The 23,563-nt window shown below is 69.3% G+C and carries 26 protein-coding genes; all 26 read right to left on the bottom strand.

Annotated elements, in window-relative coordinates:
* Window positions 1-2,655 carry a hypothetical protein gene (locus OPU66_RS04075; protein WP_498552331.1) on the bottom strand — a complete coding sequence of 885 codons (2,655 nt, stop codon included), beginning with the start codon at window positions 2,653-2,655 and terminating at the stop codon, window positions 1-3.
* A complete protein-coding gene (locus OPU66_RS04070; RefSeq protein WP_498552330.1) occupies window positions 2,652-3,122 on the bottom strand; it encodes a hypothetical protein in 471 nt (156 codons plus the stop codon). Before OPU66_RS04070 ends, OPU66_RS04075 begins: the two co-directional genes overlap by 4 nt.
* A 121-nt stretch (window positions 3,123-3,243) precedes the next feature.
* Window positions 3,244-3,831, bottom strand: a complete 588-nt coding sequence (locus OPU66_RS04065; protein WP_498552329.1) for a hypothetical protein — start codon at window positions 3,829-3,831, stop codon at window positions 3,244-3,246.
* A gap of 22 nt (window positions 3,832-3,853) precedes the next feature.
* On the bottom strand, window positions 3,854-4,162 hold the full coding sequence (locus tag OPU66_RS04060) for a hypothetical protein (RefSeq protein ID WP_498552328.1): 309 nt from the start codon (window positions 4,160-4,162) through the stop codon (window positions 3,854-3,856).
* Window positions 4,159-4,641 (bottom strand): hypothetical protein, encoded by a 483-nt coding sequence (locus OPU66_RS04055; protein WP_498552327.1) that lies wholly within the window; start codon window positions 4,639-4,641, stop codon window positions 4,159-4,161. The genes OPU66_RS04060 and OPU66_RS04055 overlap by 4 nt, the downstream gene beginning before the upstream one ends.
* Window positions 4,638-5,255 carry a glycoside hydrolase family 19 protein gene (locus OPU66_RS04050; protein ID WP_498552326.1) on the bottom strand — a complete coding sequence of 206 codons (618 nt, stop codon included), beginning with the start codon at window positions 5,253-5,255 and terminating at the stop codon, window positions 4,638-4,640. Before OPU66_RS04050 ends, OPU66_RS04055 begins: the two co-directional genes overlap by 4 nt.
* The gene (locus OPU66_RS04045) at window positions 5,245-5,382 is read right to left on the bottom strand and encodes a hypothetical protein (protein WP_498552325.1); all 138 of its coding nucleotides are present in this window, start codon (window positions 5,380-5,382) and stop codon (window positions 5,245-5,247) included. Before OPU66_RS04045 ends, OPU66_RS04050 begins: the two co-directional genes overlap by 11 nt.
* Window positions 5,379-5,723, bottom strand: coding sequence for a hypothetical protein (locus OPU66_RS04040; RefSeq protein WP_498552324.1), 345 nt, complete (start codon window positions 5,721-5,723; stop codon window positions 5,379-5,381). The genes OPU66_RS04045 and OPU66_RS04040 overlap by 4 nt, the downstream gene beginning before the upstream one ends.
* A 37-nt stretch (window positions 5,724-5,760) precedes the next feature.
* The gene (locus OPU66_RS04035; protein WP_498552323.1) at window positions 5,761-6,021 is read right to left on the bottom strand and encodes a hypothetical protein; all 261 of its coding nucleotides are present in this window, start codon (window positions 6,019-6,021) and stop codon (window positions 5,761-5,763) included.
* Window positions 6,006-6,533 carry a hypothetical protein gene (locus OPU66_RS04030; RefSeq protein ID WP_498552322.1) on the bottom strand — a complete coding sequence of 176 codons (528 nt, stop codon included), beginning with the start codon at window positions 6,531-6,533 and terminating at the stop codon, window positions 6,006-6,008. The genes OPU66_RS04035 and OPU66_RS04030 overlap by 16 nt, the downstream gene beginning before the upstream one ends.
* A gap of 1 nt (window position 6,534) precedes the next feature.
* On the bottom strand, window positions 6,535-8,628 hold the full coding sequence (locus OPU66_RS04025) for a hypothetical protein (RefSeq protein WP_498552321.1): 2,094 nt from the start codon (window positions 8,626-8,628) through the stop codon (window positions 6,535-6,537).
* A complete protein-coding gene (locus OPU66_RS04020) occupies window positions 8,628-9,452 on the bottom strand; it encodes a hypothetical protein (protein ID WP_498552320.1) in 825 nt (274 codons plus the stop codon). The genes OPU66_RS04025 and OPU66_RS04020 overlap by 1 nt, the downstream gene beginning before the upstream one ends.
* Window positions 9,449-9,811 carry a hypothetical protein gene (locus tag OPU66_RS04015; RefSeq protein ID WP_498552319.1) on the bottom strand — a complete coding sequence of 121 codons (363 nt, stop codon included), beginning with the start codon at window positions 9,809-9,811 and terminating at the stop codon, window positions 9,449-9,451. The genes OPU66_RS04020 and OPU66_RS04015 overlap by 4 nt, the downstream gene beginning before the upstream one ends.
* On the bottom strand, window positions 9,811-12,774 hold the full coding sequence (locus OPU66_RS04010; RefSeq protein WP_498552318.1) for a phage tail length tape measure family protein: 2,964 nt from the start codon (window positions 12,772-12,774) through the stop codon (window positions 9,811-9,813). Before OPU66_RS04010 ends, OPU66_RS04015 begins: the two co-directional genes overlap by 1 nt.
* An 11-nt stretch (window positions 12,775-12,785) precedes the next feature.
* Entirely contained in the window at window positions 12,786-13,460 is a 675-nt protein-coding gene (locus tag OPU66_RS04005) for a DUF6441 family protein (protein WP_498552317.1), read from the bottom strand.
* 147 nt (window positions 13,461-13,607) lie between these two features.
* Entirely contained in the window at window positions 13,608-14,288 is a 681-nt protein-coding gene (locus OPU66_RS04000; RefSeq protein ID WP_498552316.1) for a hypothetical protein, read from the bottom strand.
* Window positions 14,289-14,301: 13 nt separating this feature from the next.
* Complete coding sequence (locus OPU66_RS03995) at window positions 14,302-15,525, bottom strand: hypothetical protein (protein ID WP_498552315.1); 1,224 nt, start codon at window positions 15,523-15,525, stop codon at window positions 14,302-14,304.
* 10 nt (window positions 15,526-15,535) lie between these two features.
* The gene (locus OPU66_RS03990; protein WP_498552314.1) at window positions 15,536-15,967 is read right to left on the bottom strand and encodes a hypothetical protein; all 432 of its coding nucleotides are present in this window, start codon (window positions 15,965-15,967) and stop codon (window positions 15,536-15,538) included.
* A complete protein-coding gene (locus OPU66_RS03985; RefSeq protein WP_498552313.1) occupies window positions 15,964-16,287 on the bottom strand; it encodes a head-tail joining protein in 324 nt (107 codons plus the stop codon). The genes OPU66_RS03990 and OPU66_RS03985 overlap by 4 nt, the downstream gene beginning before the upstream one ends.
* 2 nt (window positions 16,288-16,289) lie before the next feature.
* Window positions 16,290-16,595 carry a hypothetical protein gene (locus tag OPU66_RS03980; RefSeq protein ID WP_498552312.1) on the bottom strand — a complete coding sequence of 102 codons (306 nt, stop codon included), beginning with the start codon at window positions 16,593-16,595 and terminating at the stop codon, window positions 16,290-16,292.
* An 11-nt stretch (window positions 16,596-16,606) separates the two neighbouring features.
* Window positions 16,607-16,933: a DUF2190 family protein gene (locus OPU66_RS03975; RefSeq protein ID WP_498552311.1), complete on the bottom strand. Its 327-nt coding sequence runs from the start codon at window positions 16,931-16,933 to the stop codon at window positions 16,607-16,609.
* An 84-nt stretch (window positions 16,934-17,017) separates the two neighbouring features.
* On the bottom strand, window positions 17,018-19,105 hold the full coding sequence (locus tag OPU66_RS03970) for a prohead protease/major capsid protein fusion protein (protein WP_498552310.1): 2,088 nt from the start codon (window positions 19,103-19,105) through the stop codon (window positions 17,018-17,020).
* A complete protein-coding gene (locus tag OPU66_RS03965) occupies window positions 19,038-20,588 on the bottom strand; it encodes a phage portal protein (protein WP_498552309.1) in 1,551 nt (516 codons plus the stop codon). The genes OPU66_RS03970 and OPU66_RS03965 overlap by 68 nt, the downstream gene beginning before the upstream one ends.
* The gene (locus OPU66_RS03960) at window positions 20,588-20,779 is read right to left on the bottom strand and encodes a phage head-tail joining protein (protein ID WP_498552308.1); all 192 of its coding nucleotides are present in this window, start codon (window positions 20,777-20,779) and stop codon (window positions 20,588-20,590) included. The genes OPU66_RS03965 and OPU66_RS03960 overlap by 1 nt, the downstream gene beginning before the upstream one ends.
* 9 nt (window positions 20,780-20,788) lie before the next feature.
* Window positions 20,789-22,768 (bottom strand): phage terminase large subunit family protein, encoded by a 1,980-nt coding sequence (locus OPU66_RS03955; RefSeq protein ID WP_498552307.1) that lies wholly within the window; start codon window positions 22,766-22,768, stop codon window positions 20,789-20,791.
* The gene (locus OPU66_RS03950; protein WP_498552306.1) at window positions 22,653-23,303 is read right to left on the bottom strand and encodes a terminase; all 651 of its coding nucleotides are present in this window, start codon (window positions 23,301-23,303) and stop codon (window positions 22,653-22,655) included. Before OPU66_RS03950 ends, OPU66_RS03955 begins: the two co-directional genes overlap by 116 nt.
* Between the last annotated feature and the right edge of the window lie 260 nt (window positions 23,304-23,563).

Genomic DNA, 23,563 nt, shown 5'->3' with positions numbered 1-23,563 from the left:
CTAGACAAAGGCCCCGATCCGCGACGTGCCGGCGACACGCTCGATGCCGGCCAGATCGACCGGCGGCGCTGCGCCGCTCGCCGCGAGCACGATGCTGCTGCCATCGCCCCGCCGGGTAATCTGGAACGTCGCCTGTCCGGTCGCACCGCCCCCGGTCGTGTCGCGGTTGCCCTGGCGACCCCATTGGCTGTTTCGGGAATAGAAGCCCCGGTCGAACAGCGCATTGCCGCTGCCGGCCGTGCTGATCCCCGAGAGATAGCTGTCGGTGATGCTGGCGCAGTGCCACCGCACATGCGGCTGGTTGGCATAGACGATGATGTCGCCGCCATAGAGGCCCGGATATGCGAGCGTGGATCCGCGCACATAGAAATCGCTGATGGGCGAGCTGATCTCGGGGGACGCTCCACCTCCCCAGAAGAAGCTGTTGCGGATCGCCAGCCCATTGAGGCAGGCGCGCGCGCCGAATGTCCGGCCGCTGATCGCCGCGCCAGAGAAGGGCGCGACCGGCTGATTGGCACCGTTGACCGTTTGCCGCACCTCCACCTGCGTCGGCGAAATCACCCGCTGGACGATTGCGCTGCTGCCGAGCGCCGGAGCTGACCCGTCGGTGATGTGAATCAGATCGCCGCGCCGGATGTTCGGGTTGGCTTGCAGGAAGGTCAGCGTGTTCCCCGACAGCGAACAGGTGCCGAACACCTCGCGCGGCAAGCCCCACTGCCAGAGCTGATACTGCTCCGGGGCGTCCGCATTGACGTGCGAGATCATGATGTTCTCGGCATTGTCGCTGATCGCGAAGCCGCCGGCGTTCGTGCCCGGCTGGCCGAAAAACGCATGGTTGCCGTGATGGCGCAGGCAGCGCAGGCTCGCGACCGGGCCGGGGTCCGTGAACAGCCAGACGATGCGGTTGGCGCTGTCATAGCCGCAGATCGAATGGCCCAGGTCGGGGCGCACTGCCCAGAGGCCGTTGATGCTCGGCGGCGACGGCGGGCCGATCGTGTCGATCCAGTTTCCCGCCGCCCGGCTCAGCGGGTTCAGGATTATGTTGCCCCCGGCGTCGAAGCATTGTGCGAAATGCTGTCCGTGGCTGGTCGACGGGATGTTGGTGCGCGCCGCGATGGATGGCGCGTTCGTCCAGTCTGGCCCGGTGCTGTAGAACAGGCCGGTGCCAGGCCCGGGCGCGATCTTGACCTCCCACAGGGTGCGCGCCTGCCCGGCGATGGTGAATACGCGGGGCGTGACCGTCTCGACCGTCAGGTCCAGCGCATCGTGCATGCGGACGTAGAAATTCTCGAGGCCGGTCACGGTCACATTGCCGACTGACTTGCCTCGATAGAGCGGGAGGTTTTGGAAGAAGATCAGGCTGTAGGCGACCTGCCCTTCCATCTCCCAGTATTTGTGCGCGCCCCCGATGTGCGTCGTCCGCACTCGCACCGGGTTCGCGGCCGTGCCGATGACGGCCATGATGCCGTTCTGGTCGCGATTGAATGCGCTGGGATTGCGCCCTTGCCCGAAAATCTGGGACTGGGGCACCCCGACCGGCCGGCCCTTGTCGTTCGGCCCCCAGCAGTTCGCTGAAGCGAAAGGCCCGCCGGCGGCGTCGAAAAGATCGCAGCCCGGCCCGAAAATGATGGAGCCATTGCCGGGCGTCGCCGTCGCGGTGACGAAGCCAGCGCCAACCGACAACCCGCCATCAGCGGTCTGCCAGGTGTCGATCTGGAGATCGAGCAGCATCAAACGGCGCACGCGGAATCGGGCCGTCAAATCGGCACTCGCCCCGCCCATGATCGCGCGAACATCGGCCTTGGCGACGCCCGGTGCCGGGCTGGCCGTGATCGGGCCGGTGTTGTTCACCGGATTGCCGAACAGGCTCAGCCCGTTGTTGATCGTGGCGCCAAACTCGAACGTCCCCGGTAGGATGTTGATATGCCAGCCCGACGCCATCAGGCTGGAGTTCTGGGCATAGCCCTCGGTCGCACCCAGCCAGCTGCGCTTCGCGGTGCCGGCCGTCAGCCCGTCATTGCTGTCGTTGCCGTTGACCGGGTCCATCCAGCGCACCGGGCGCGGCAGGGCAGGCACCCCGCCCGAACGGCGCGTGTTGAGATAGACGGTGAAGTCGACGAACCGAGGCCGACCGCGACGCGGGAACACCGCGCACCGCCCCTGGACGAAGCCGCGCAGCGCCGGCCCCGTCTCGGGGCAGCGCACGCGCACGGCCAGGCCATGTCGCAGCTTGCCGTCGATCACGACCAGCCCCGGCCCGGTCGGGAAGTTGGCGGAGACGCCGCCAAACTCCACCCAGCCGTGCGAGAAGCCGTCGTCGTTTCCGATGTCCATCTCGAAGAACAGCACCTTGCCGTTCTCCGCCTCAATCGGCTCGAAATCCTCGGAGTTCATCAGGCTCAGCACCGCCTGCCCCGGATAGGAGAAACCGGTCGCGGGGTTGGTCAGCGCCGTCTCGGTATCGACGGCCGTGAATGCGGGCGTGGCGTCAAAGATCGTCGGCTCGAGGGTGGGGACGCCCGGCACCGGCGTCGGGGTGGGCGTCGGGCTGGGCGCGGGCGCCGGGCTTGGCGATGGGCTGGGGGCAGGGGCCGGCGGCGGGATGATCGCGCCGGTCGCGGTCTGCGCCAGCAGCAGTGCGATGATCGCGCTCATGCCAGCACCACCACCTGCGGGCCACCTACCGTCTCGGCCAGCACGATCTCAGCAAAGCCCATGCGGTTCCCGAACGGCGACCAGAGCCGGACACGCCAGAAGCCCGGCGTTCCGCCTGCGGTGCCGAAGTCGAGCGAGATTTCCTGACCGGCATCGGGAGGAGTTTCCCAGAACACCGCAGTGGTGCCTTTTTGGGTCCAGCTGACGCCATCGGTCGAATAGAGCAGCGCGGCCGCGCCTGCAAAGTTGGCAGCACTGCCGAACGTCGCCGAGCGCCGCAGCCTCAACTGGCGAACATTCCCGGAACCCGTAAAAACAAACGTCAGCTCGGCCGGCGTCGTCCCCGTGCCGGGAGGATCGCCCATGTTATTGCCATTATCGTTGAAGCGCAGGTCCGTCCCCGCATTGCCATCGAACGCCCATGCCAGCGGGAACCCCGGCTCCGGCGTGTTGCCGGTCAGCGTCACCGTCGCCGTCCCCCAGCCCGGGGCGGGCGTGGGCGTCGGGCTGGGCGCAGGCGCGGGGGTGGGGCTGGGAGTGCTGGTTTGCTGGCTGAGGATCCAGCTCATGATCGGGGAGCCGAACATGTCAGCGCACCACGAACGGACGGATGATCAGCCCGGCGGCGGTGTGCGTCGGCGTCCCGCGCGTCACCCCCACCATCCACACCGATCGCATCCCGGCCACCGACGCGCCCTGCGCATCGCCGCGCAGGCCGAGGGGGCGGTTGCCGGGCACCGCGACATGCGCGATCCGCGCGCCGCCCACATCCTCCCAGTCGCCGGCCGCCACCGTCACCCGGCCCAGAAACTCCGATGCGTGCGCGTCGCTCAGGCCGCCGCTGGCCGCGTTGATCGCCCCCATGCTGACGGATTCGGAGAAGAAATACAGGTCCAGCGCGGCCCCCACATCGTCCCGGTCGATCAGGGTGACGGAGGCGAGCAGGGCCGGGCGGCCGTCATAGGCGGCGTTCGCGATCTCGGTCGCCACGAACAGCACATCACCGCTGGCATAGGCCGCCGTGTCCAGCACCGGCTGGATGTCGGGCATGAAGGTGTCGGATGCGACGACAGCAGGGCCGCCCGGGCCGGCCACAACCTGCGCAAACGTGCCGTCGCCCATGTCGCGATAGCGCATCGGCACTCCGGCCACGAACCCAATGATCTGGTCAGGCATGATGGTCTCCTTCAAAGCGTCGTCAGCGGCAGGCGAAGGTGGCGGCGGCGATGGCATCGCCCCGGTTCTGGTGGCGCAGGGCCTGGGCCGCGACGGCGGCGGCCTTCTGCGCCGGGGTCAGCGCCGCCCAGGCGGCGGCGTCATATCGGTCGCGCAGCGGCACCGGCGCGGCGGGTCGGTCGCCGGCAACGCAGCCGGTCGCGACCGGCACCGGCACGCGCTCGACAACGGGCAGGGGCGGGGCCTGCAGGCCGGCGCAGCCGGTCAGCACCAGGGCGGTCAGCAACAGGGCGGCGATCCGGGCGGCTGCGATCAGGGGCGCGCGCGTCACAGGCCGGCCTCCCGCAGCGCATCCAGCACCGCCTCGGCCTCGCGCAGGTCGCGGGCGCAATCACCGCGCTCGCGGCGGTCCAGCGCCATGGTGTCGAACCGGCGCAGCGCTTCATCGCGCCGCCGCATCGCGGCCTCGGCCGTCGCCCGCGCCTCGGTGCTCATCGTCTTCAGCCGCGCGGTCTCGGCGGCCAGATCGGTGATGCGGGCCGACTGGATTTCGGCGGTGGTCTGCCACTCGCGCCGCGACGCGGCGAGTTCCCCGATCCGGCGCGGGGCGCTGCGCCAGTCGATCCGGCCGCCCAGCGCGGTGCCGAGGGCGGACTGCACCTCGCCGCGCCAGGCCGACAGCGCCTCGGCCTCCGCCCGCCAGTGCGCCCGCCGCTCGTCCAGCCGCCAGATCCATGCGACCAGCACGGCAAGCGCAACGACCGCGCCGATCGCGCCATACAGGCGCAGCCCAGTCAGCCCGGCAATCACAGCAGCACGCGCCGCGCGCGGGCCGTCAGCTCGCGCCGGTCCTCGATGCCGTTGGTCCCGCCGTTGATTAGCCAGGTAACTTGCTCCAGATCATCGTCATCGGCGGCATCGTTGATGTTGCGGCTGCGCCAGTAATCGGCCGCCACCAGCACCGCGATGTCAGGCCGCGCGGCAAGCTCCGGGCTGGCCTCGAGCGGCAGGCCGAGCCGCGCCCCTGCGTCCCTGTAGTTGGCGCGCCCGGTCAGCTGGATGATGCCACGCCCCAGATAGCGGCGGCCGTCGCCGGGCCGGACATTGCCCAGGGCGCGACGCCCCTCATAGCGCTGCTGCGTAGGCGACGGTCCCCAGATTTCCACGAAGTGGCGGAACCGCCCGCTTTCATGCGCGGTCTGGCCCAGAAAATGCGCCAGCCGCCGGCCCGTGGTGATGTCGTAGCTGCGCAGGTGCATGTTCGCGCCCACGCCCAGATCGCGGCCGATGCCGCCCAGCTCGCGCCCGGCGACGAAGGAAAACAGCCTGGCATAGGTGCGCGGACCCAGCCGGCCGTCCACCGCACCGGGGCTGAACCCGGCCTCGGTCAGCCGGCGCTGGAGCCGGAAAATGTCAATCGTCATGGCGGGCCTCCACCTTGTGGATCTGATCGATCAGGGATTGGGGGGTGCGGTACGCATTCACGGCAGCGAGCAGCGAGATGCAGGCGGACAGCGCGCCGATCGCGCACAGGATCGTCTCCACCGTCACGGCTGCACCTTCGGCAGCTTGGAGCGGATCACGGATTCGAGCGCATGGACAAAGAAGGCGAAGCCCAGCGCCCCCGAAACCAGCGCCGCGATCACGGCGGCGACGGGGGTCAGCCAGCCCTGCCAGGCGGCCAGCACCGACAGGGTGGCGAACATCGGCAGCGCCGCGAACTCCGACGCCACCAGCCATCGCCGCCGGCGCTGCCAGCGCGCCAGCTGCAACGGGTCATCCGGCGGGTCGACGGTGACGACGCCCAGCATGTAGACGATGCGCGCGACGAACGCGCAGAGCGCCGAGCCATAGGCAATCAGCCACAGCACCGCGGCGTCGCGATGGGTCATGATCAGCTCCTCAGGTGATGCGGCAGCGCCGCGGGGATCAGGTGCCGATGTTCCGGCGGCAATGCCCCGGGCCATCGCCCAGGATCAGGAAAACCGTGTCGATCACGCGCTCCGCGATCAGCGCCCAGCGCTTGCCGGCCACCGCCGCGCGGCCGACGCGGCTGCTCAGCGTCTCATCCCGGTCAGGCATTGCCATGTCGTCGATCGCGACGTGCAGCAGGCCGCCCAGCACCAGATGCAGCAGCTGCGACAGGCTGGCGCCGATCTGGATCAGCAGCGCGGTCAGGCGGCGAACCATGTGCCGTCCAACACCGCCGCCCAATCGACCTCGGCCGCCGCCAGCTTGGCCTCCGGTGTCTCGGCCGCCTGCACCGCAACAATCGCCCCGCGCCGCGCCGCCTCGATCCGCGCATCCAGCAGCCGCCAGTGATCGGCGGTGGCGATCACCAGCGCCGCCACATCGGCAACGCTCATCCCGGTCGCCTCGGCCTCAAGCGCCAGATGCGGATGCTCGGCGGGGTCGGGCGATGCAGTCGCCACCCATGCGCGGGCCTGCGCCTCCTTGACGAGATAGGTGCCCATCTGCCCCGGCACATCGGTGATGAAGCGCCGCCGCACCTCGCCCGCCTCGGCGCTGATCCGCGCGTGCAGATCGACATCGCCGGGCGCGTCGATGAACCCGCCGGCCTCGGCCGACCAGATGCAGCCCAGCGCCCATTCGACGACGCGCTCCCCCTCGCCCGGCACCGGCGCGGGCGACACCGGGCCGGCCAGCAGCGCGTTGTCGGTGATGCGGATCAGCGCCCACATGTCAGTTCTCCGGCCGGAAAAAGGATCGCACCGGGTCGGTCGCCACTTGCCCGCCGACACGCGACAGGACGAGGCGCAGGTCGTAGTTTCGCGCGACGCCCCCGCTGTTGGTGAGTGAGCCGGCGAGATCGAACGCCGTCGGCTCGAAGGCCGCATAGGTTCCGCTGCCCGTGGCGACGACAGACCAGGAGTTTGCGCCGGATTCCGACACCTGAATCTGCGCCGTCAGCGTGCCGCTGTTGGCATTCGACACCGTGAAAACGCTGCCGATAAAGCTGCGCGACCCGCCCGCGCCGATCCGCACCGCCTGCGGATACGGGATCGTGACCGGTCCGGGATTGAGGTTGGCCGACACCGGCTGGGGTGCATATCCGGCGGGGCCGGCAACACCGTCGCGTACCTTGACCAGCGTGACGCGGATTATTGCGGCCACGGTGCCGCTGCGCAGCCCCCGGACCTCCACGCTCGCGCTGTCAGCAGACATCGCGCTCACTGTCAACGTCTGCCCGCGCGACCCGCTCAGCGCGGCCGTGCAGCCGGTCGCCGCGATGATCTCGAACAGCGTTGCAGCGTCGGCCGCCAGATCGCTGCTTTCGCCCTGTCGCAGCTCGAACGTCGTTGCCTTCGGCAGTTCGCCGGCCTTCGGCGTTCCATCAGCGCTGCAGGCGATGGAGAATGCGAGTGACGCCGGGGCCAGCGTGAACCCGGCGGGACCCTGCGTGCCGTCCGCCCCGTCCGCCCCGTCGGTCCCGTCAACCCCGTCCGCTCCCGCCGCCGCCAGCACCCGCCAGAACGCATTGCTGGTCGCGGGCGGGGCGGGGGGCGCATTGCCGCTGGTCGGGGCGGGGTTGATATAGACCCAGCTCGCGCCGCCCGACTGAACGATATTGCCCTCGCGATACGTCTCGGCCGCCGAATAGGCCCCGCGGTCGATCAGCGTCGTCTGGAACGCGATATCGCCCAGCTCATGCACCGCCCATGTCGGCTCGCCGCCCAGCCCCAGCCGCCAGAATGGCGCTCCCGCCTCAAGCGCCTCGACCGCCGCGACGGGCGGCAGGGCGGTGCCGTCGGCGGCAAGGGTCAGCGTCGGTGCGCCGATGGCGACCGGGGACACGAACAGTTGCCCCAGCCATGACACGCCGGCAACCGCGTTGAGGCTTGCCGCGATCCGCTGGATCAGCTCCCGCGCTGTCGTCTGCTGCTCGATCTGCAGCGAGATGTCATAGGGCCGGGCCGCATCGAGCGCGCTCAGCGAAGCCTCGTTGATGCGCCCGGCACCGCCCGCCAGCAGCGCGATCCGGCGGATGATCCGGCCCGGCCGGCGGACCCAGCCGTCCGGCCCGGCGCGGTCGCCAAGGAGGAGGAACGACACCTTGCCGATGGGTGGCGCGCCGAACCGCACGAGCCCTTCGGCAAGACAGGTTGCCCAGCGCCCGGCCGGCACCGTGGCAGCGACGAGTGCCGCATAACTGCCATGGTCGCCCGCCGAGGGGCCATAGCGCAGCAGCCGTTCGAGCGCCGCCTCGACGCCCTGAATCGCGCCGTAAGCCGACACCTGCCAGACCGAGTTGACCGGATCGATCAGCGACCCGGCGACGAAGCGCGGCGCGCCCAGCGCCAGCGGCTTGGGCTGGCCTTTGAGCGCCGCCACCCCTTCCGCCCCGCCGGTGCCGGCATAAAGCGACAGCAGCGGCGTATCGAGCCACCGGTCATCGACCGCGAACGCGATTTCCGCCACGCCCTCCCGGATGCGCGGCTGCGCGGTCACCCGGCCGTCGAAGCGCAGCGACCATGCTGCCCAGGGCGCGCCGGCCGCGCCGGTCCAGATGCGGATGCGCGCATCGGCCATCGTCCAGCGCGCGAGGTTCGGCCAGGGCGCAGTGGCCAGCGTCAGGCTCGACCCCGGCGTGGCGACGCGCCCGGAAAACGACCCGTCGAACAAGTCATAGCGCAGCCGGGGCAGGGTGATGAGCGCGGGCCACCAGCTTTGACCGTTCAGGTTGCAGACGCCCACGTCATCGTGCGACGCCGCGCGCAGCGTCACCGCCGCGCCCGCCACCGGGTCCCATGCGTCGATCTGGATCACCACCGGCATCAGAACAGGCTCACCAGATTGACGCGCGCTTCCCAGCTGCGCGCGGTGCGCCAGACAGCGCCCAGATCGCCGACCAGCGGCCCGAAATAGCAGCGCCGCTCGCGCATCGGATGCGGTGCCGGGTCGGTCACCAGCGCGACGGGGCCGGTGCCGCCCAGCTGCTCAAGCAGGGGCAGCACCGCCTCTTCGGCCTCGTCGCGCTCGATCGCGGGAAAGCTGATGCCGATGGTGCGCAGCTTCGGTGCCTGCCGGCGCAGCAGCACGGCGCGGTTCGAGAAATCGGTCTGCCCGAAGTCGCGGACTCCGAAGGCACCGCCGAACGCGAAGTTGCGCTCCAGATCGATCCGCTTGCCGACGACGACGCGGCCGATCTGGACTGAGCCGCCGGCCAGATCCAGAAAATCGATGTACACGTAACGCACCGCGCCCGGCGGGATCGGCCCCGCATTTGACCACAGACCGACGCCGAAGCCGTTGGCGAGCCGGTTGGACGCGGCATACAGATCGACGGTAGGGCTCAGCCAGAAATTGCCAACACCGACCCCGCTCGACGTCGGCACGCCGTTGAAACTCGGCCCCTGCGCTGTCGTCGCCCCACGGATGCGGATACGGGCAGAGCCGACGGCGCTGGCGATGCCGAAAAGCGCGACGGTGTCCACGACCAGATCGCTGCCCAAATCCAGGGACAGCGCCGCGATGTCACCGGGTGTCGATCGCCAAACGATGCCGGCGTAATCGGACGCCACATTTTCGGCCGCAAATCCCGGCTGCGCCGCGCCAACTGCGCTGACGATGGGCAGGGGCGGGATGATCCATGCGCTCATCCGAACAGCTCCAGCGCGGTGCGCTCGGCCTCAAGGTCGAGCTCGATCCGGGTGACGAGGTGGGGGGCGGCGACGCTCAGTTCGCCGTCGGTCAGCGTGACGGTCGGCGCACCGGCGGCCGGGTCCAGCCACAGCTCGCCACCCACCTCGACGGCAAAGCGGCGGCGTTCGGTGCCCAGCAGCGCGCCGCGCGCATCAGCCATCGCCTGCGCGTCGGCCAGCGCGTCGAAATAGCCCTCGCCCGGCTCGGCCAAGCCGTCGCGGGCGTTGGGATAACGCGCCTTGACGGCCGTCGATGACCATTCGGCCGTCGCCGCGGCGCGGATGGCCCGGCCGATATCTGCGGGATCCGCCGGCATCAGACGAACGCCCGCTGCGATCCGATGAACGCGCCGCCGCTGCTGCTGCTCAGGCCCACCCGCTCGGCAATGGTCGCCAGCAGCTCGGTATGCTGGGCAAGGATTTCGACGGTGGTCTGCGCCGCCTCGGCGGTGGTGGCGCTGGCTTCGGCCGTCGCCCGCGCGAAGGGGCCGGCATCCCGGATCGGGTTGGCATTGTCGATCCGCTCGATCGCGCGCGAGGTCGCCGCCTGAATCCGGTCGAACTCGGCGAAGAAGACCTCGGTCGACCCGAACAGGCTGCGCTGGATGTCCAGGAACCGCCCGGCCGCCTCCTGATAGGCCTGGGTGTCGATGGCCTGCCCGGCGTTTATCTGGGCAAGGAATGGCTCCAGCCGCGCCCGCGCCTCGGCCGACTGGTCGCGCAGCGACAGGGGGGAGCTCGTGCCCATGCGCAGCTCGGACAGGAACGACCGCAGGCTGTCGGCCTGATTGCCGACCCGCCGGACGGTTTCCTCCCGCTCGAGGTTGTAGAGCCGCTCCGCGTCCCTCAGCTGCTCCGCCGTGCCGCCGGCATCGATCAGCGTGCGGCGCAGCGTCTCGAACTCCTTGTTCAGCTCGTCCAGCGCCGCGCCCAGCGGATCGTCGATGGCGCGCAGCCGCTTGCCGATGGTCTCGATCGACACCGCCTGTTCGATGGCCTTTTGCAGGTCGCCGCCGCGCGCCAGGATGTTGCGCGCTGCCGCGCTGATCCCCGAAATCACGCCATCCGACAGCGCGTCGCGCACCGCAGCCTCGGCCGCCGCCGCGGCGTCCTGCCCGAAATCAAGCACACCGGCGCGCAGCTTCGTCCGGCCCTGGCCGGTGGTATCGACGCGGAAGCTGTTGTTCCGCACGCCGATGGAGGTCGAGATCGGCCCCGAAAGCTGGCCGCCCAGCTGCTCGGCGATGCTGCGCAGCGTATCAGCCACGCCGCCCGCGCTCTCGGTCGACCTCTGGATGCGCGATCGCGAGTTGCCGCGCGACGACACGACGTCCAGTTCGCCCCCGTCGAAACCGAGCGTGGCTGAGCCCCGGCGCGCCGGCGCGATCAGCCGCGTCAGCGGCCCGACGGCGAGCAGCCCGATGGACACTGCCGCCCGCAGCGGATCGTTGCCCAGCAGCTTGCCAATGCCCCCGCCCAGCCCGGCCTGCGCGGCAGGCCCGGCACCGGGCATGAACGCGCCACCCCAGCCCGCGGCCGTGCCGAAGCCACCCGCCTGCGCGATGGCGCCGCTTGCGCCGGCCTTGCCGCCGATGCCCAGCAGTCGTGCGACGCCGGTCAGCCCCGACCCGATCGTCTGGCCGAAAATGCCCCCCTGCGCGCCGAACACGCCCTGACCGGTGCCGAGCGCCCCGATGACGTTTCCCAGCGCCGGCAGCTTCTGCCCGCTGATCAGCGCGAGCGTATAGGCCGCCGCGATCTCGGCGATGGCGCGCTTGCCCTCGGCCTTGAACCGCCGCCAGATCGAGCCGGTGTTGCCGCTGAACAGGTCCTCGTAGATCGTGGCAAGGTTCTGGATGTCCTGCCGCTGCCGTTCGGCCAGCCGGTCCTGGGCTTCGATCATCGCGCGCGCAGCTTCATCCTGTCGCTGGGCCCGCCGCTCCTCTGCCTTGGTGGTGATCTCCTCCCATTCGCGCAACGCGTCGATCTGCGCCGATTCAGCGCGTTCGGTGTAGACAGGGGTTCGCTCGATACGCCCGAGTAGCTGATCCAGCGTCTCAGCTTGTTTGGTGGCCTTTTCGAGGTCATCACGGACGCGGGTGACGCGGCTGGTCTCGGCCGTGGCCATAGGCCTCGGTGCGCGCATGAAGCCTTCAAGTCCGGAAGAGCCGAACCCCCAGATGGACTGGAAGCGGCGATCTTGAACATCCATCTCGCGTTGGCGTGCCTGCCGCCGCTGATCGCGCGTGACCGCTTGTTGGAAATCGCCGGCCAAGTTGGACGGCGTTCCGCGCGCACCAAACAGGCCTGCCACGCTGTTGCCCGCGTTGCGCAGCAGATCGACGCCCCGCAGGATATTGGTCAAGTCCTCCTGAATTTCCTTTAGCACGCGGACGACGCCGCGCTTACCGAACTCCTCGAGCTTGTCGATTGCACGGTCGGTAGCGAGGATGAGCGGGTCGAACACCTTCTCGATGCCGGCCCAAGTGCTCTGGAGGATCGAGGCGGCTGAGCCGGCTTCGGCCGCGAGACTGCGCTGCTTTTTGCCAGCTTCGTCGGATTTCATACCAAAGGTCGCGAGGATCGTCCCGGCCGCGAGCATCGCCGCGCCGTACGGGCCAGCGAAAAACCGCGCTGCCGCTCCGGCACGGCCTGTCAGGTTGGTCAGAGACGATGCGACCTGACCGCCCTGCTGCCCGAGGATCACCAGCGGGCTAATGCCGGATGCAAGCGATGCCGAAACGTCCTGAATCTGAAAACCGAGCTGCTGATACAAGGCGCGCTGCTGCTGGACCGTCATGCCGGCCTGGCGCTGCGCTATCCCGAACGCATTGGTCGCCGCGGTGACCCCCCGCAATTCGGCCTCAAGCCTGTCCAGCGCGGCGGCCTCGGCCGTCAGGGCCGTCGCCTTGTCGCGCGCTTCCCGCGTCGCCGCGTTGGCGGCCTGCAGATAGATGCGCGTCTGCTCGGAATTGTCGTTGTTCGCGGCTGCTGCCCGGCGCGCGGCCTGCTCGATCAGCGCCAGCGCCTGAGCCTGTTGCTGGGCGGCGGCCGCCGCTTCGCGCGCGCCTGCGACATCAAGCGTGATGCCTTTGGCGTCGATCCGCGCGGTCTGCGCCAGCCGCTGAATGTCCGCGAACGACTTTTCAAATGCCGACTTCTGCCGCCCGGCGGCATCCTGCGCAGCGCGCTCGAGGCCGACAAACGCCTTGGCGCTTTCGCTCGAAAACTGCTGCGCGTTGAGCGTGAGCCGGGCGACGATTTCGCGAGCACTGGACATCAGCTACCTCGTCAGATGGAGGTGGCGGCCGCGATGGCCGCATATCGGTCGCCCAGCCGGCCCGCGACGGGCGCAACCACCTGGTCGATCGAAAAGGCGTTCCGGAACGGCACGAACGGCACCAGCACGAAGATCGGCACCGTCTGTTCGCCGCGCATGAATCCCCGGCGGGCGTCGGCTGCGGTGCGCGCGCGGGTGATCGGGCGGAACGTGCCGGTGCGCGCGTTGATGGTTCCCATGTCGGCGACGAGCAGCCCGGGCTTGCCCGGCCTATAGACAAGGCGCAGCCGCTTGCCGGTCTGCCGCTCCCAATCCCCCGGCGTCAGGTTGCGGGTGCGGCCACGCGGCCCGGCGGCGGGCAGGGGGATCGCCAGCCACTGCCCATTTCGGCCCTGTATCCTGCCGGGGCTGGTAAAAAACTCCAGCGCGCCGCGGCTCCGCGATCCCCCATTGATCGAGACGATGCCCGCCGGCTCCCGCGAGATTCCTGCCTTGGGGTAGATGTCGCTGCGCCAGGCGCGCCACAGCCGCCCCGGCACTGCCTCGCGCGTGCGCTCCTCAAGCGCTTTCTCGACCTCGCGCGTGACCTCAGCCGCCGCCTGCCGCGCCGCCTTGAGCTCGCCCCGGATGATCCGGTCGCCCAGCGCGGCAAGGTCATCAAAGCTGATCTCGACCTGTGTGGTCATTGGCGCGGTCCAGAATCGCGAAGGCCTGCATCAGCGCCGCCGGCTGCTCGCCGGCCGATCCCGGGCAGGGCAGGGTGGGTTGATCGCGGCCGACGCGGCGGCAAAGCGCCCAGAGGTCTATGACGGGCCAGATCCACGCCGGCAGGGTCAGGAGCGGGTTTTCCGGCCAGTCTTGCTCCGCGACCCGCCAGCCGCCGGGGACGGTTCGTCCGAAGGCGAAGTCCTGTGGTCGCCGCCGGACTTCGAGGGCGGCGAGGAGTTTTTTTCCTGCCCTCCCGCATAGAGCAGCTCGAAAGCGTGCAGCCCGGCGACCCGCAGCTCCACCGGATCGACCGCGGCGAGCGCGTCCATCGTCACCAGCCCGTCCGCGCCGCGCGCATAGGTGCCCGGCACATTTTCCCACCCGACGCAGAAGCGGCGAAAGGCAAGGATCCCGGCCAGCTGGTCGCGCCGGGCGATTTGCGCCGCGAGCGCGCGATATTCGGGCCAGTGCTCGGTCAGCACATCGCGCGCCCGCACCAGCGCGCGGGCGTCGTCGTCCGGCAGCTTCTGCCCGCTCGCCTCGGCCCGCTGCAGGTCGATCAGCCGCTCGGCATCGGGATCATCGGGCATCAGCGCCGCGATCCCGCCGGCAAAGGCCGCCAGCAGCTGGAAATCATAGACCGGCCCGGCGCGGTGTTCGCCCGCCAGCTCGGCCTCGAGCATTCCGCGCTCGATGACGTCGCCCGCGCGGATCAGATAGGTCGGCGCGTCGGCCGGGGCCGGCCCGTCCTGCGGGCGCAGCCATGGCGGGACGAACCGGATCGGTGCTTTGCTGGTCACGATCATGTGATGGCCCCGATCAGTAGAAACAGATGATGCCGTCACCGTCGCGCGCGACGGAATCGAGGCCGGGCGACAGCACCTGATAGCCGATCTGCTCGGACCGCAGCTGACCGCGCGTGCCGGGCGCGGCGCTGGCATGGGTCAGCTGGGGGAAGGTGATGGCGAACCGGTTATTGGCGACGGTGCCGAAGCGGGCCACGCCGGTGAAAACCGACCCGCCGGCCAGCGCCGACAGCGTATCGCGCACGGCAATGAGGCTCTTGAGCGGATCGAGCGAGAGCAGGGGCTGGCGCTGGCCGATGATGCCGGGGCCGAAGCCGAAAGGGGTGTTGGGATCGGCCGGGCTTTCGCTCTGGCCCTGCGTCTGCAGGCTGAAGCTGCTGATTGGCAGGCCCGAGCGGTTGATGAGCAGCGCCGGCGAGGCGTTGGTCGGCCCCTGCACCAGCTGCGGCGCGATCTGCGGCGGCAGCGAGATGCCGGCGGGAATGGCCGCATCGCTCTGCCCGGCAAAGACGCCGATCACCCGCCAGGTCACGAACGCCGGGCGGGCGACGTCGGCGCTGATGCTGTCGATCACCGCGCGGCACCCGGTGAAGCGCAGCAGCGTGCCATCCTCATAGAGGTAGATGGTGGCGCTCGGCTGATCGGTCGCGCGCGCGGCGGCCGAGCCGGGCGAGGTGCCGGCATAGGTCCAGTTGGCCGGGATGCCCGCCTGCGAGGTGGTGTCCAGCGGCGGGCCGAAGCTGTCGGCCAGCGTCGCGACCCGGCCCGCCGTGTAATCAGTGATCATCGCGACCCGGCCCGCGCCTGCGCCCGCGCTGATCACCAGCGGCTGGCCGCGATACAGCTGCGCCGTGGCGGCGAACGCGACCGGCAGCGTGGCGCTGGTGGCGGTGCCGGCCGTCAGCGCCGCGGCGGCGACGCTGGCGGTGAACAGGCCCTTCATGCCGCAGATCAGGAACATCGGGTGCAGCGGGGGGCGAACCGACGCGGTGTAGGGTGCGGCCGCGCCCTTGATGCGCGACCGGAAAGTGATCTCGGCAGGCTGACCGACGACAAGCGGCGCGCCGGCGACCAGCGATCCAGTCGCCTCGTTCGACTGCTCGACGACATAAGGATAGTTATAGCTCAGCCCGTCGAGCTCGAACGGGATCGCGTCGGCGGCGGTCGGCAGGCTGTCCACGCCTTCGGTGGTCTCGATCTTGACCAGCATCGCGCTGTTCTGGGGTCGCAGGGTCATCGCTCAGTCCTCACAGTTGGGCCGGTTCGCCCCGGCGCGTGATGAAGGTGATCTCGAACTCGGCGAGGAAGCCGAGGCGGCGCGCGCTTGCGAGCTGCGCGACACTGAATCGCACGTCGATTTCGTCGATCGTCTCGGCCAGCCCATCCAGTGGCGGCTCGGTGATCAGGGCGCGGATCAGCGCGCCGTACAGCTCGTTGATCTGGGCGGCGGCGGCGGGGCCATCGGCGGTCTCGACATAGCCCTCGATGCTCGGCCGCATCGCGTAGCGGGTGACATTGGGCTCGGCCTGATCGCGCAGCACGGTCTGGTCGCCGTCGTTCAGGATCAGGGCCGGGAAGCTCGACGGATCGCCGCTGATCATCCGCTCGGCCTGGGCGACGCCAGGAACTGCGGCGAGGCGCGCCAGCAGCGCGGAAAGGATCTGTTCGCGCACGATCATTGTGCAGCCTCGGCGTTCACGGTCCACGCACACGTCGCGCTGTCGAACTCGGCGTCGATGACGCGCCAGCGGCGCTCGCCGGGCTCACCGGGACGCTCGACAATCACATTCCCGGCACCGGGACGCAGCGGCAGATCGCTGGCCGCGACCTCGAAAGAGATGCGCCGCAGCGTCTGGCCGGCGCCCTGAAAATCGGGCGCGGCGACATCGGCCTTGATCGCGCGCAATGGCGCCGCGCTCAGCCCCGCCCCCGTGTAGGAGACCGGAATGCCGAACGCGGCGCGGATTGCCCCCTGCGCGACCGCGAAGGGGTCGGCCACCGTCAGGCCCTCGCCGAAGTCCGGCGGGACTTCCGGCCGGCACCGGTGCCGGCGTCGGGCGTCCCGGCCGGGGGCTGGTCGTCGCCTTCATCCTCGTTGTCGCTGCCGGTGTCGTCATCGTCGACCCATTCGGCGCCGCCGGCTTCCACAAGCGCGATGGCATCAGCGCGGTCGATTTCATTGTGGGCGATCACCTTGCCAGTGTCTTCGTCGACGACTGCGACGCGCAGCGTTTCGCCGGGGTGCGCGATTGACACCCGCCCGTCCTGCCGGCGCGGCGCAGAGGTGTGCAGATAGATGCTCTTCATGACGATGCTCCTCAGAAGCTGCCGTTGAGGCGGACGCGCACGGTCGCTGCGCCCGAGCTGGCGGCCTCGAGCGCAACCCCGATCCGGGTGTTGCCCGACGCGGTGGTGGTGACGTTGCGGGCGGTGTTGTCCCAGAACACGGCGGCGCCCTGGGTGATTGCGCCGGTGGCCTTGTTGAGGTCGACGACGCCATCGACGCGCACCTCGACCGCCGTGCTCATGGCAGCAGCCGACAGCGCGACACCGAAGATGACGCCGACGAGAAGCCCCTGGCCGGACGTCACGGCATAGGGGGCGGTGAGGGTGACGGTATCACCGTCCTGGACATAGTTGCGCATGGTCTCGATTCCTGTGTGCGAGGGAATGGCGTGACCGGCGGCGCGATGATGCGCCGCCGGTCACGAGGCAGTGCAGGGCGCGGATCAGGCGCCGTCGTTGCGGTCGAGGCCGCGCCAGTCGATCGCCGCAGTCGCGAAATCGAGGCTTGCCTTGATCTCGACGCCGTCGACCGTGAAGCCGACACGGTCGGAAAGCTGCGGTCCCTCGAACCCTTCGAGGTAGCAGTATTCAACGGTGTCGCAGCCGCTCGCATCGGGATCGGTTGCCAGATACCAGCGGGTGGCAGAGTTGCCGTCGAGCACGGCTTCGACGATCGGCTCGAGCGCGGTGCGGCCGCCAGCGCGGAACTCATTGATCGCCGTCGACTGCGCCGGAACGAACTGCGCGCTGGTGAACTGATAGGCCGCCTGCTCCAGCGCGGCGGGCACAATCAGATACGCGGGCGCGATGTTCAGTTCCTCATTCTGCAGGCCGCGCTGCTGACGCATCCGCGTCCGCCCGGCGGCGAGCGAGCTCACCGAAATCGCGGCCCCGGTGCCAGCGATGTTGCCATGCGGGGCCGAGAACAGCGCGTTGTTGTCCGGCATCACGGGGTTGCCGGTCAGCTGGGCATAGACCATGCGGTTTTCCAGCCGCGCGGCGGCGGATGCGAAACCGCTGGTCGCCCGGTCAAGGGCGCGCAGATCGTCGTTGATGATCAGCTGACGGGTGACCGCGATGATCCGGCCATAGGTGACGATGCGGTAGCTGACCGCGCCGTCGGACGCGCTGCCATACCGGTATTCGCCGCCCTCATTGACCTGCAGCAGGTCGGGCAGGGCCGACATCTGCACCACTTCGATGCTCTTGAAGTTGGGCGCGTTCGGTGCGCGCCGTGCCCAGCGCCGATAGCTCGGCTGATTTTCGTCGTACGCCTGCCGCAGACGCCGGTTCATCGACGTCGAGATCAGGCTCGGAAAATCCGATCCGGTGTGCAGCGCACGATCAGCGATCTCGCCCGGGGTCATCCCGCGCACGCTGATGCCGCGAAGCCCCTGCAGCTCCTCGGCCATGCGCAGCAGCGACATGCCGCGATAGCTGCGCGCGATCTCGGGCATCTGAGAGCCCGGCGTCACGCGGTACAGCAGCGCCTCGCGCATCCCCTCAAACGCCGTATCGCCGGCATCGCGGGTGATGGTCACCCGGCTCTGCTGGGTGGCGCCCTCGTCCCGCTCGGCAAAGCGGCGGCCGATGTCGGCCATCAGCGCATCGCGGGTGAACGGCTGATCGGCGTGGCGAGACAGCAGCTCGATCTGGGCGGCATGGTCCAGGCCGGCATTGACCGCAGCCGTGCGCACGGCTTCGGCATTGACCGTGGCGGGCGCGGCCGGTGCCGGTGCGGTCGGCTGCGCCTGGGTGGGTTCGGTGCGGGTCTCGGTCGCGGTGGGTTCGGCGGCATTCCCGCCGGGGAGATTGCGTCGCAGCATCTCTTCGTCCTCTTCGTTGGTGCCGTTGGCGGCGGGGGTGGGGGTGGCGCTGGGCTGGTTGCCGCTGATCGACCGAACCCCAGCGTTCGGATCGGCGGGTACGGAGACGAGGCTGACCTCGAGCAGCTCCCAGTCGGTCGCGCGCCAGACCTGATCGTCGCCTTCAAGGACTTCGGTCAGCTGCCAGGAGCGCACGAGATAGCCGATGGAAATCCCGGTCAGTTCGCCGCGCGACACCATGCCTTCGGCGGCGCGGCCCTCTTCGGTGTCGGCAAAGCGGATGGTGCCGACCAGCTGACCGCTCTCGATCCGAGCACTGACGACAGTGCCGAGCACCGCGCCCATGTCCCACTGGTTGTGGCTGTTCAGGAACGGGCACAGGTTGCGCTCGACGCGGCTCAGGTCGACGACCGCGTCATCGAGCCCCAGTTCCTCGAACCCCCACCACCGGCGAACGCGGCTCCCGGCCGAAAAAACAGCTTCGACAGTGCGGGTTTCGGCGCTGTAGCTCGCCGCAGTGAACGCCGCCGCACGCGTGCCGCGGGCCTCCGGCGGGCCGCCGCGCTCGCGCTCCCCGGGGGCGGGTGGCGACCGGGTCAGCACGGATCTTTGCGCCCGGTCCTGCCGGCGCGTGTCGTCAGGCGGCAGCATCGGCGCGCGCGCCGTCGGCACCGCCGGCAGCGGCGGCTTCACGGTCTTGTCCATCGGGGGTTCCTTGCTTGGGCGTCTTCCGGGGATCGCCGTCGAACATCATGTCCGGCCCCAGCGCTTCGGCCTGGGCTTGCAGATCGGCGGCGTACTGGCCGAGGAACTCGAGGTAATCATACCCCTTTTCCTCGACGAGCTGCGACGGCGTCACCGTGCCATTTCGCAGGTTAAGCAGCTCCGCCTGCGCGTCCTTGTACGGGTCGACGCTGATAAAGCCGGGCGGGGTCCAGCGCATGCCGAAGTCGGCGACAGGGCTCCGGCCGATCGCCTGCAGCGCCTCGCGGAACCGGAAACCGATCGGGCGGCAGGCCTTGTGGACGAGCACATGCCATTGCTTGCGCTCCATCCGTCGGCGGAAGCCGTGATGGCCGGCCCGCCAGCTGGAATAGTTGACCTGCCGGAAATCGCCGGTCGCATGCTCGTACATGACGCCTGCGGCCGCCGCCGCCTGTCGCAGCATCAGGGTCGCGAACTCGCCAACGCCTTGAGCCGGCGCAGGCTGGGCGATCTTGATATCTTCACCGGGGCGCAGCCGCGCGATCATGCCCGGCGCGAACTTGTCGACGGGCCGGCCCGCGCTGTCGCGCTCGCGCTCGCGCTGGCCGTCCATCAAGGGCAAGCCATCTTCGTCGGCGGTCGTGATGAAGCCCGCCAGACAGCTTTCGATCCGCTTGCGCACCAGCTCGGCCTCGAAATAGCCCTGCAAGTCGCGCAGCGTCATGACGGCGGGCGCGAGCAGCGGCATTCCGCGGTCCTGCCCGGGCCGTAGCTTCGAATAGAGGTAGATCACCTCCGATGCCGGAACGAACGAGCTCAGGCGAGCGCGGGTGCGCAGCCCGAACTGTGCGACGTCACCGGGATGGTGATCGAACAGCCAATATCCCTCTTTGCGGCCCTGCGCGTCATACTGGACGCCGCGATCGATGACGCCGCCGGTACTCGTGGTGCCGACCTTCATCGTGTCGATGAAATCGGGTTCCAGCACCTGCAGCCTGAGCGGGGCGACGATCGTGTTGGCATCGAACGAGACCCGGCGAAGCCGGATCAGGACAGCGCCCGATTCCTCCATCGCCTTAGCCGCCAGCCATTGCAGGCCATAAAGGTCATGATCGCCGTCGAAATCGCACTCCGCCGCCCAGGCACCGAAGTCCTCGACCAGGCGGCGGCGGTTCCGGCCGCGCACGCCAACAGGGGTGCCGATGATTCCGGTGCCGACCACATGATCGGCTACGGTCTCGACGATCTGGGCGGCGAAGCCGTTGTTGCGGAGCAGATCGCGGCTGCGATTGCGCACCACCTCTTCCGCGTCTCGCGCTTCGGCGTTGGCGCTGGAGCTGGCGGCGCGCCACGACGAGGTTCGGTGATCGCGCCGGGCCGCGTCATAGGCGCGCGCATGAAGCTCCAGCGCGCGGCGGTGCGCGATGCGTCGCGCGCCGGCAACCGGATCGATCCAGGCGATCAGCCGATCGAGCGGGTTCATCAGAATCCGGCCACGCTATGACCGCGCGGCAGCGGTCCGCCGGCGGCCGAGGCCCGCGCCATGCGCAGCACTTCGCGCATTTCGGCGAGCGAACGATATTGCACCTCACGATTGTCGGGGAAGCGAACACGAAGCGTGCCGGTCGCCAGCGCGCGCTCGAGCTGCTCCACGTCGTCTGCGGTCAGGGCCATGACGTGTCCTCAAATCCAGTCGTCGCCCCCGCCGACCCAGTCTCCGCCCTGCTGGCGGGTCCAGGCGTCAGGGGCAGGTTTCGGCGCGGCCGGCGGTGGCGCAGGGCGGCGGGCTGATGCTTTCGGTCGGGCGGCCGGTGCCGGTGCCGGTGGTTGCGCTGAAGCAGGCTTACGAGCCCGTGCACGGTGATCCGTCAGCTTTGCCCACTGGGGTTCCTGCCAGCGATCCGCGCCCAGGGCGTACGCGGCAGCGCGGGCATAGACCCGCATGTCGATGGCTTCGTTTCGCGCGCCGCCGGGATTTTGCCATTCGTAGCGCACCGCGCCGGTGCGCTTTTTCACCTTCACCAGCTGTTCGGCGACGAGCTGCTTGATCCAGGTGTCGGTCGTGCCCTGCGGAAGATGGATGTAACCGGCCGGGTACGGCTCACCGTCGATCGGCTGATTGAGGTTCAGCCAGGCGTACGTCTCGCTCTTGAAAACTGCGACTGCGACCGTCCACAGCTGGGCGCCGCGCCGCAGCTTTCGGCCGCTCATCGTGATATCCACCCAGGTCGGGCCGGACACCGGCGCGGAACTGTCGAACCGGGGAACCCCTTTGACGGCCATCACCAGCCGGGGATGGCGGCGCGCCCAGCGATAGACCTGGGTGGTCGAATATCCGTCGCCGGTATCGATCGCCCAGCGGGCGGGCCGCATCATGCGGCCGCCTGCGGCCTCCCATTCGCGGCCGAGCAGCTGGTCCATCTCGGCCCAGATTTCGTCCTTCGCCGGGTCGCCATCGATGACGAGATGATCGACTAGGGCGCTTTGCAGCCCCGGCCCCCATGCCCAGATGTCAATCTCGATGCGATTGCGCTGCACGTCCGCGCCCGCGGTGAGCAGCCCCGCCCAGTCCGGCACCTGGCCCAAGGTCAGATCCTTCGATCGGCGCTCGTACAGGCGCTCCCACTGCGGGGCCTCGCCCTTTTCCGCCCAGGTCTCGCCGAGGGCGGTGTTCGTCCACGTCTTGAGCGTCTCCGGATTGTCCTTCGCGTCGAGGAAGGATTTGACCGTCTCCGCCAGCTTCACCCAGCTGGAATAAGCCTCCCAGATGTGAAAGCCGGCCACCCCGCGAAAAGGCTGCGTCGCGCGCCACTCACCCCTGCGGATCGCGGCCCAGCGCTCGGCATCGGTCCAGATCGTGCCGCAGTCCTCGGCAGCGCAGAGATATCCGGCCGTCTGGTGGAGGTGCTCGCCGCTCGGGCTCTTGTCCCAGCGAACCTGCTCCCATTTCAGCACCTGCATGTGCCCGCAATGTGGGCATGGCACGAAGAAATAGCGCTGATCGCTCAGCTTCCAGGCCGCGTCGATGCGGCTCACGCCGTCGATGGTCGGCGTCGATCCGGCAAGGCGCTTCCGGTTCCAGAACGTCGTGGTGCGCTTGAACGCGAGCGAGAGCGGGTCCCCCTCCGATCCGGCCGAGGCCGGATAACGGTCGATCTCGTCGGCCAGCACCACACGGATCGGTCGCGAAGCGAGCGAGGCCGGGCTGTTGCCCCCTGCGATGGTGATGTGCCCGCCCGCGAACTTCTTGTGCAGGATCGTGTTGCCACTGTCGCGCGCCTTGCTGTCAGCGATCCGGGCCGTCAGGCACGGCGTGTCGCGGATCATCGGCGCAAGCCGGTCCTTCGACCAGGCCTCGCCCATCTCCAGCGTCGGCTGCAGCACCAGCATCGGTGCCGGATCCTGATCGACGAAATAGCCGACGATGTTCCCGATGATCGCCGTCCACCCGACCTGGGCGGACTTCTTGACCACGATATCGGTGACCGTCGGGTCAGAGACCGCGTCCATGATCCCGCGCTGATATTCCGCGCGGGCGGTGTCCCATTTACCGGGCTCGGCGCTGTCCTCGGGGCTTAGATACCGGTTTTGATCGGCCCACTCGCTTACCGTCAGCTTTGGCGGCGGCGCCAGCACCGGAAACCACGTCGCTGCCGCTTCCACGATCGCCTGGCTCGGCAGCAACAGGGGCGGGAGCTTCGCTCTCACCGGCGCCGGGCTGGGCTTCGTCTGCCGGCGGGGCGAGCGCGACTTCGGTCGAGGCGAGCTCGGCGAGCGCTTCATGCACGAGCTCCGTGAGCTTGCCTTGAACCTCCAGCGCCGTCTGCATGGCGACCACCTGCGGCGCGGCGCGGGTCGGCAGGGCAAGGATCTTGGCGCGCACGCGGCCGAATGCTCCCTGGACAGCGCCGGCGACCTCGGCGCGGGGAAGCAGCTCAAGCCGCATCTGGGCGTTTTTCATTTCGGCGGCATCAGCCTGCGCCTTGGTCAGTCGCGCGCGTTCCGCATCGAGATCGAGATCGCCGCCACCTCCTGCGGCCTCAAACTTGATCGCGTAAAAGGCCTCGATGTTCTCGGCGAGCGTCGCGCCTTCGGCGGGCATTGAACCCCGGCTGCGCAGCTCGCCAATCCAGCGCTCCGAAACGCCGAGGACAGCAGCGATCTGCGCGCGGGTGGGCTCGTGCAGGTCGATTTCCACGGACTTCCCCCTCGAAAGCGCAAAAAAGCCCGGAAAACCGCCAAAAAATCCCAGAGGGAGGAGGAACTATAGAAATCCCTGGCGCTAGAAAAACGTCGGGCCTTCGCCCCCCGCATACCTCCTTGGCGGGGAAGGACCCGCGACCGGGGGGGGGGCTGGTGCCGGGGCGGGGCTGGCACGGAGCGCCCGGCATGTGGCTCGGCTGGCCTTCTTTCTCCAATGCTTCTAAATCCGCCGGGAGCGCACTCCCGTCGGGTAGA

The organism is Sphingomonas sp. URJC2 (genome assembly GCF_059803575.1).
This window is presented reverse-complemented; position numbering and strand designations above follow the sequence as displayed.

Excerpts from the sequence above, each read along its gene's own strand:
- OPU66_RS04050 (WP_498552326.1), bottom strand. The coding sequence starts at position 5,255 with ATGACGATTGACATTTTCCGGCTCCAGCGCCGGCTGACCGAGGCCGGG.
- OPU66_RS03965 (WP_498552309.1), bottom strand. The coding sequence starts at position 20,588 with ATGAACCCGCTCGATCGGCTGATCGCCTGGATCGATCCGGTTGCCGGC.
- OPU66_RS03990 (WP_498552314.1), bottom strand. The coding sequence starts at position 15,967 with ATGATCGTGCGCGAACAGATCCTTTCCGCGCTGCTGGCGCGCCTCGCC.
- OPU66_RS03960 (WP_498552308.1), bottom strand. The coding sequence starts at position 20,779 with ATGGCCCTGACCGCAGACGACGTGGAGCAGCTCGAGCGCGCGCTGGCG.
- OPU66_RS03995 (WP_498552315.1), bottom strand. The coding sequence starts at position 15,525 with ATGACCCTGCGACCCCAGAACAGCGCGATGCTGGTCAAGATCGAGACC.
- OPU66_RS03980 (WP_498552312.1), bottom strand. The coding sequence starts at position 16,595 with ATGAAGAGCATCTATCTGCACACCTCTGCGCCGCGCCGGCAGGACGGG.
- OPU66_RS04040 (WP_498552324.1), bottom strand. The coding sequence starts at position 5,723 with ATGACCCATCGCGACGCCGCGGTGCTGTGGCTGATTGCCTATGGCTCG.
- OPU66_RS04065 (WP_498552329.1), bottom strand. The coding sequence starts at position 3,831 with ATGCCTGACCAGATCATTGGGTTCGTGGCCGGAGTGCCGATGCGCTAT.
- OPU66_RS04075 (WP_498552331.1), bottom strand. The coding sequence starts at position 2,655 with ATGAGCGCGATCATCGCACTGCTGCTGGCGCAGACCGCGACCGGCGCG.
- OPU66_RS03975 (WP_498552311.1), bottom strand. The coding sequence starts at position 16,933 with ATGCGCAACTATGTCCAGGACGGTGATACCGTCACCCTCACCGCCCCC.
- OPU66_RS04010 (WP_498552318.1), bottom strand. The coding sequence starts at position 12,774 with ATGTCCAGTGCTCGCGAAATCGTCGCCCGGCTCACGCTCAACGCGCAG.
- OPU66_RS04025 (WP_498552321.1), bottom strand. The coding sequence starts at position 8,628 with ATGCCGGTGGTGATCCAGATCGACGCATGGGACCCGGTGGCGGGCGCG.
- OPU66_RS04035 (WP_498552323.1), bottom strand. The coding sequence starts at position 6,021 with ATGGTTCGCCGCCTGACCGCGCTGCTGATCCAGATCGGCGCCAGCCTG.
- OPU66_RS03970 (WP_498552310.1), bottom strand. The coding sequence starts at position 19,105 with ATGGACAAGACCGTGAAGCCGCCGCTGCCGGCGGTGCCGACGGCGCGC.
- OPU66_RS04030 (WP_498552322.1), bottom strand. The coding sequence starts at position 6,533 with ATGTGGGCGCTGATCCGCATCACCGACAACGCGCTGCTGGCCGGCCCG.
- OPU66_RS04020 (WP_498552320.1), bottom strand. The coding sequence starts at position 9,452 with ATGAGCGCATGGATCATCCCGCCCCTGCCCATCGTCAGCGCAGTTGGC.
- OPU66_RS04015 (WP_498552319.1), bottom strand. The coding sequence starts at position 9,811 with ATGCCGGCGGATCCCGCAGATATCGGCCGGGCCATCCGCGCCGCGGCG.
- OPU66_RS04000 (WP_498552316.1), bottom strand. The coding sequence starts at position 14,288 with ATGATCGTGACCAGCAAAGCACCGATCCGGTTCGTCCCGCCATGGCTG.
- OPU66_RS04005 (WP_498552317.1), bottom strand. The coding sequence starts at position 13,460 with ATGACCACACAGGTCGAGATCAGCTTTGATGACCTTGCCGCGCTGGGC.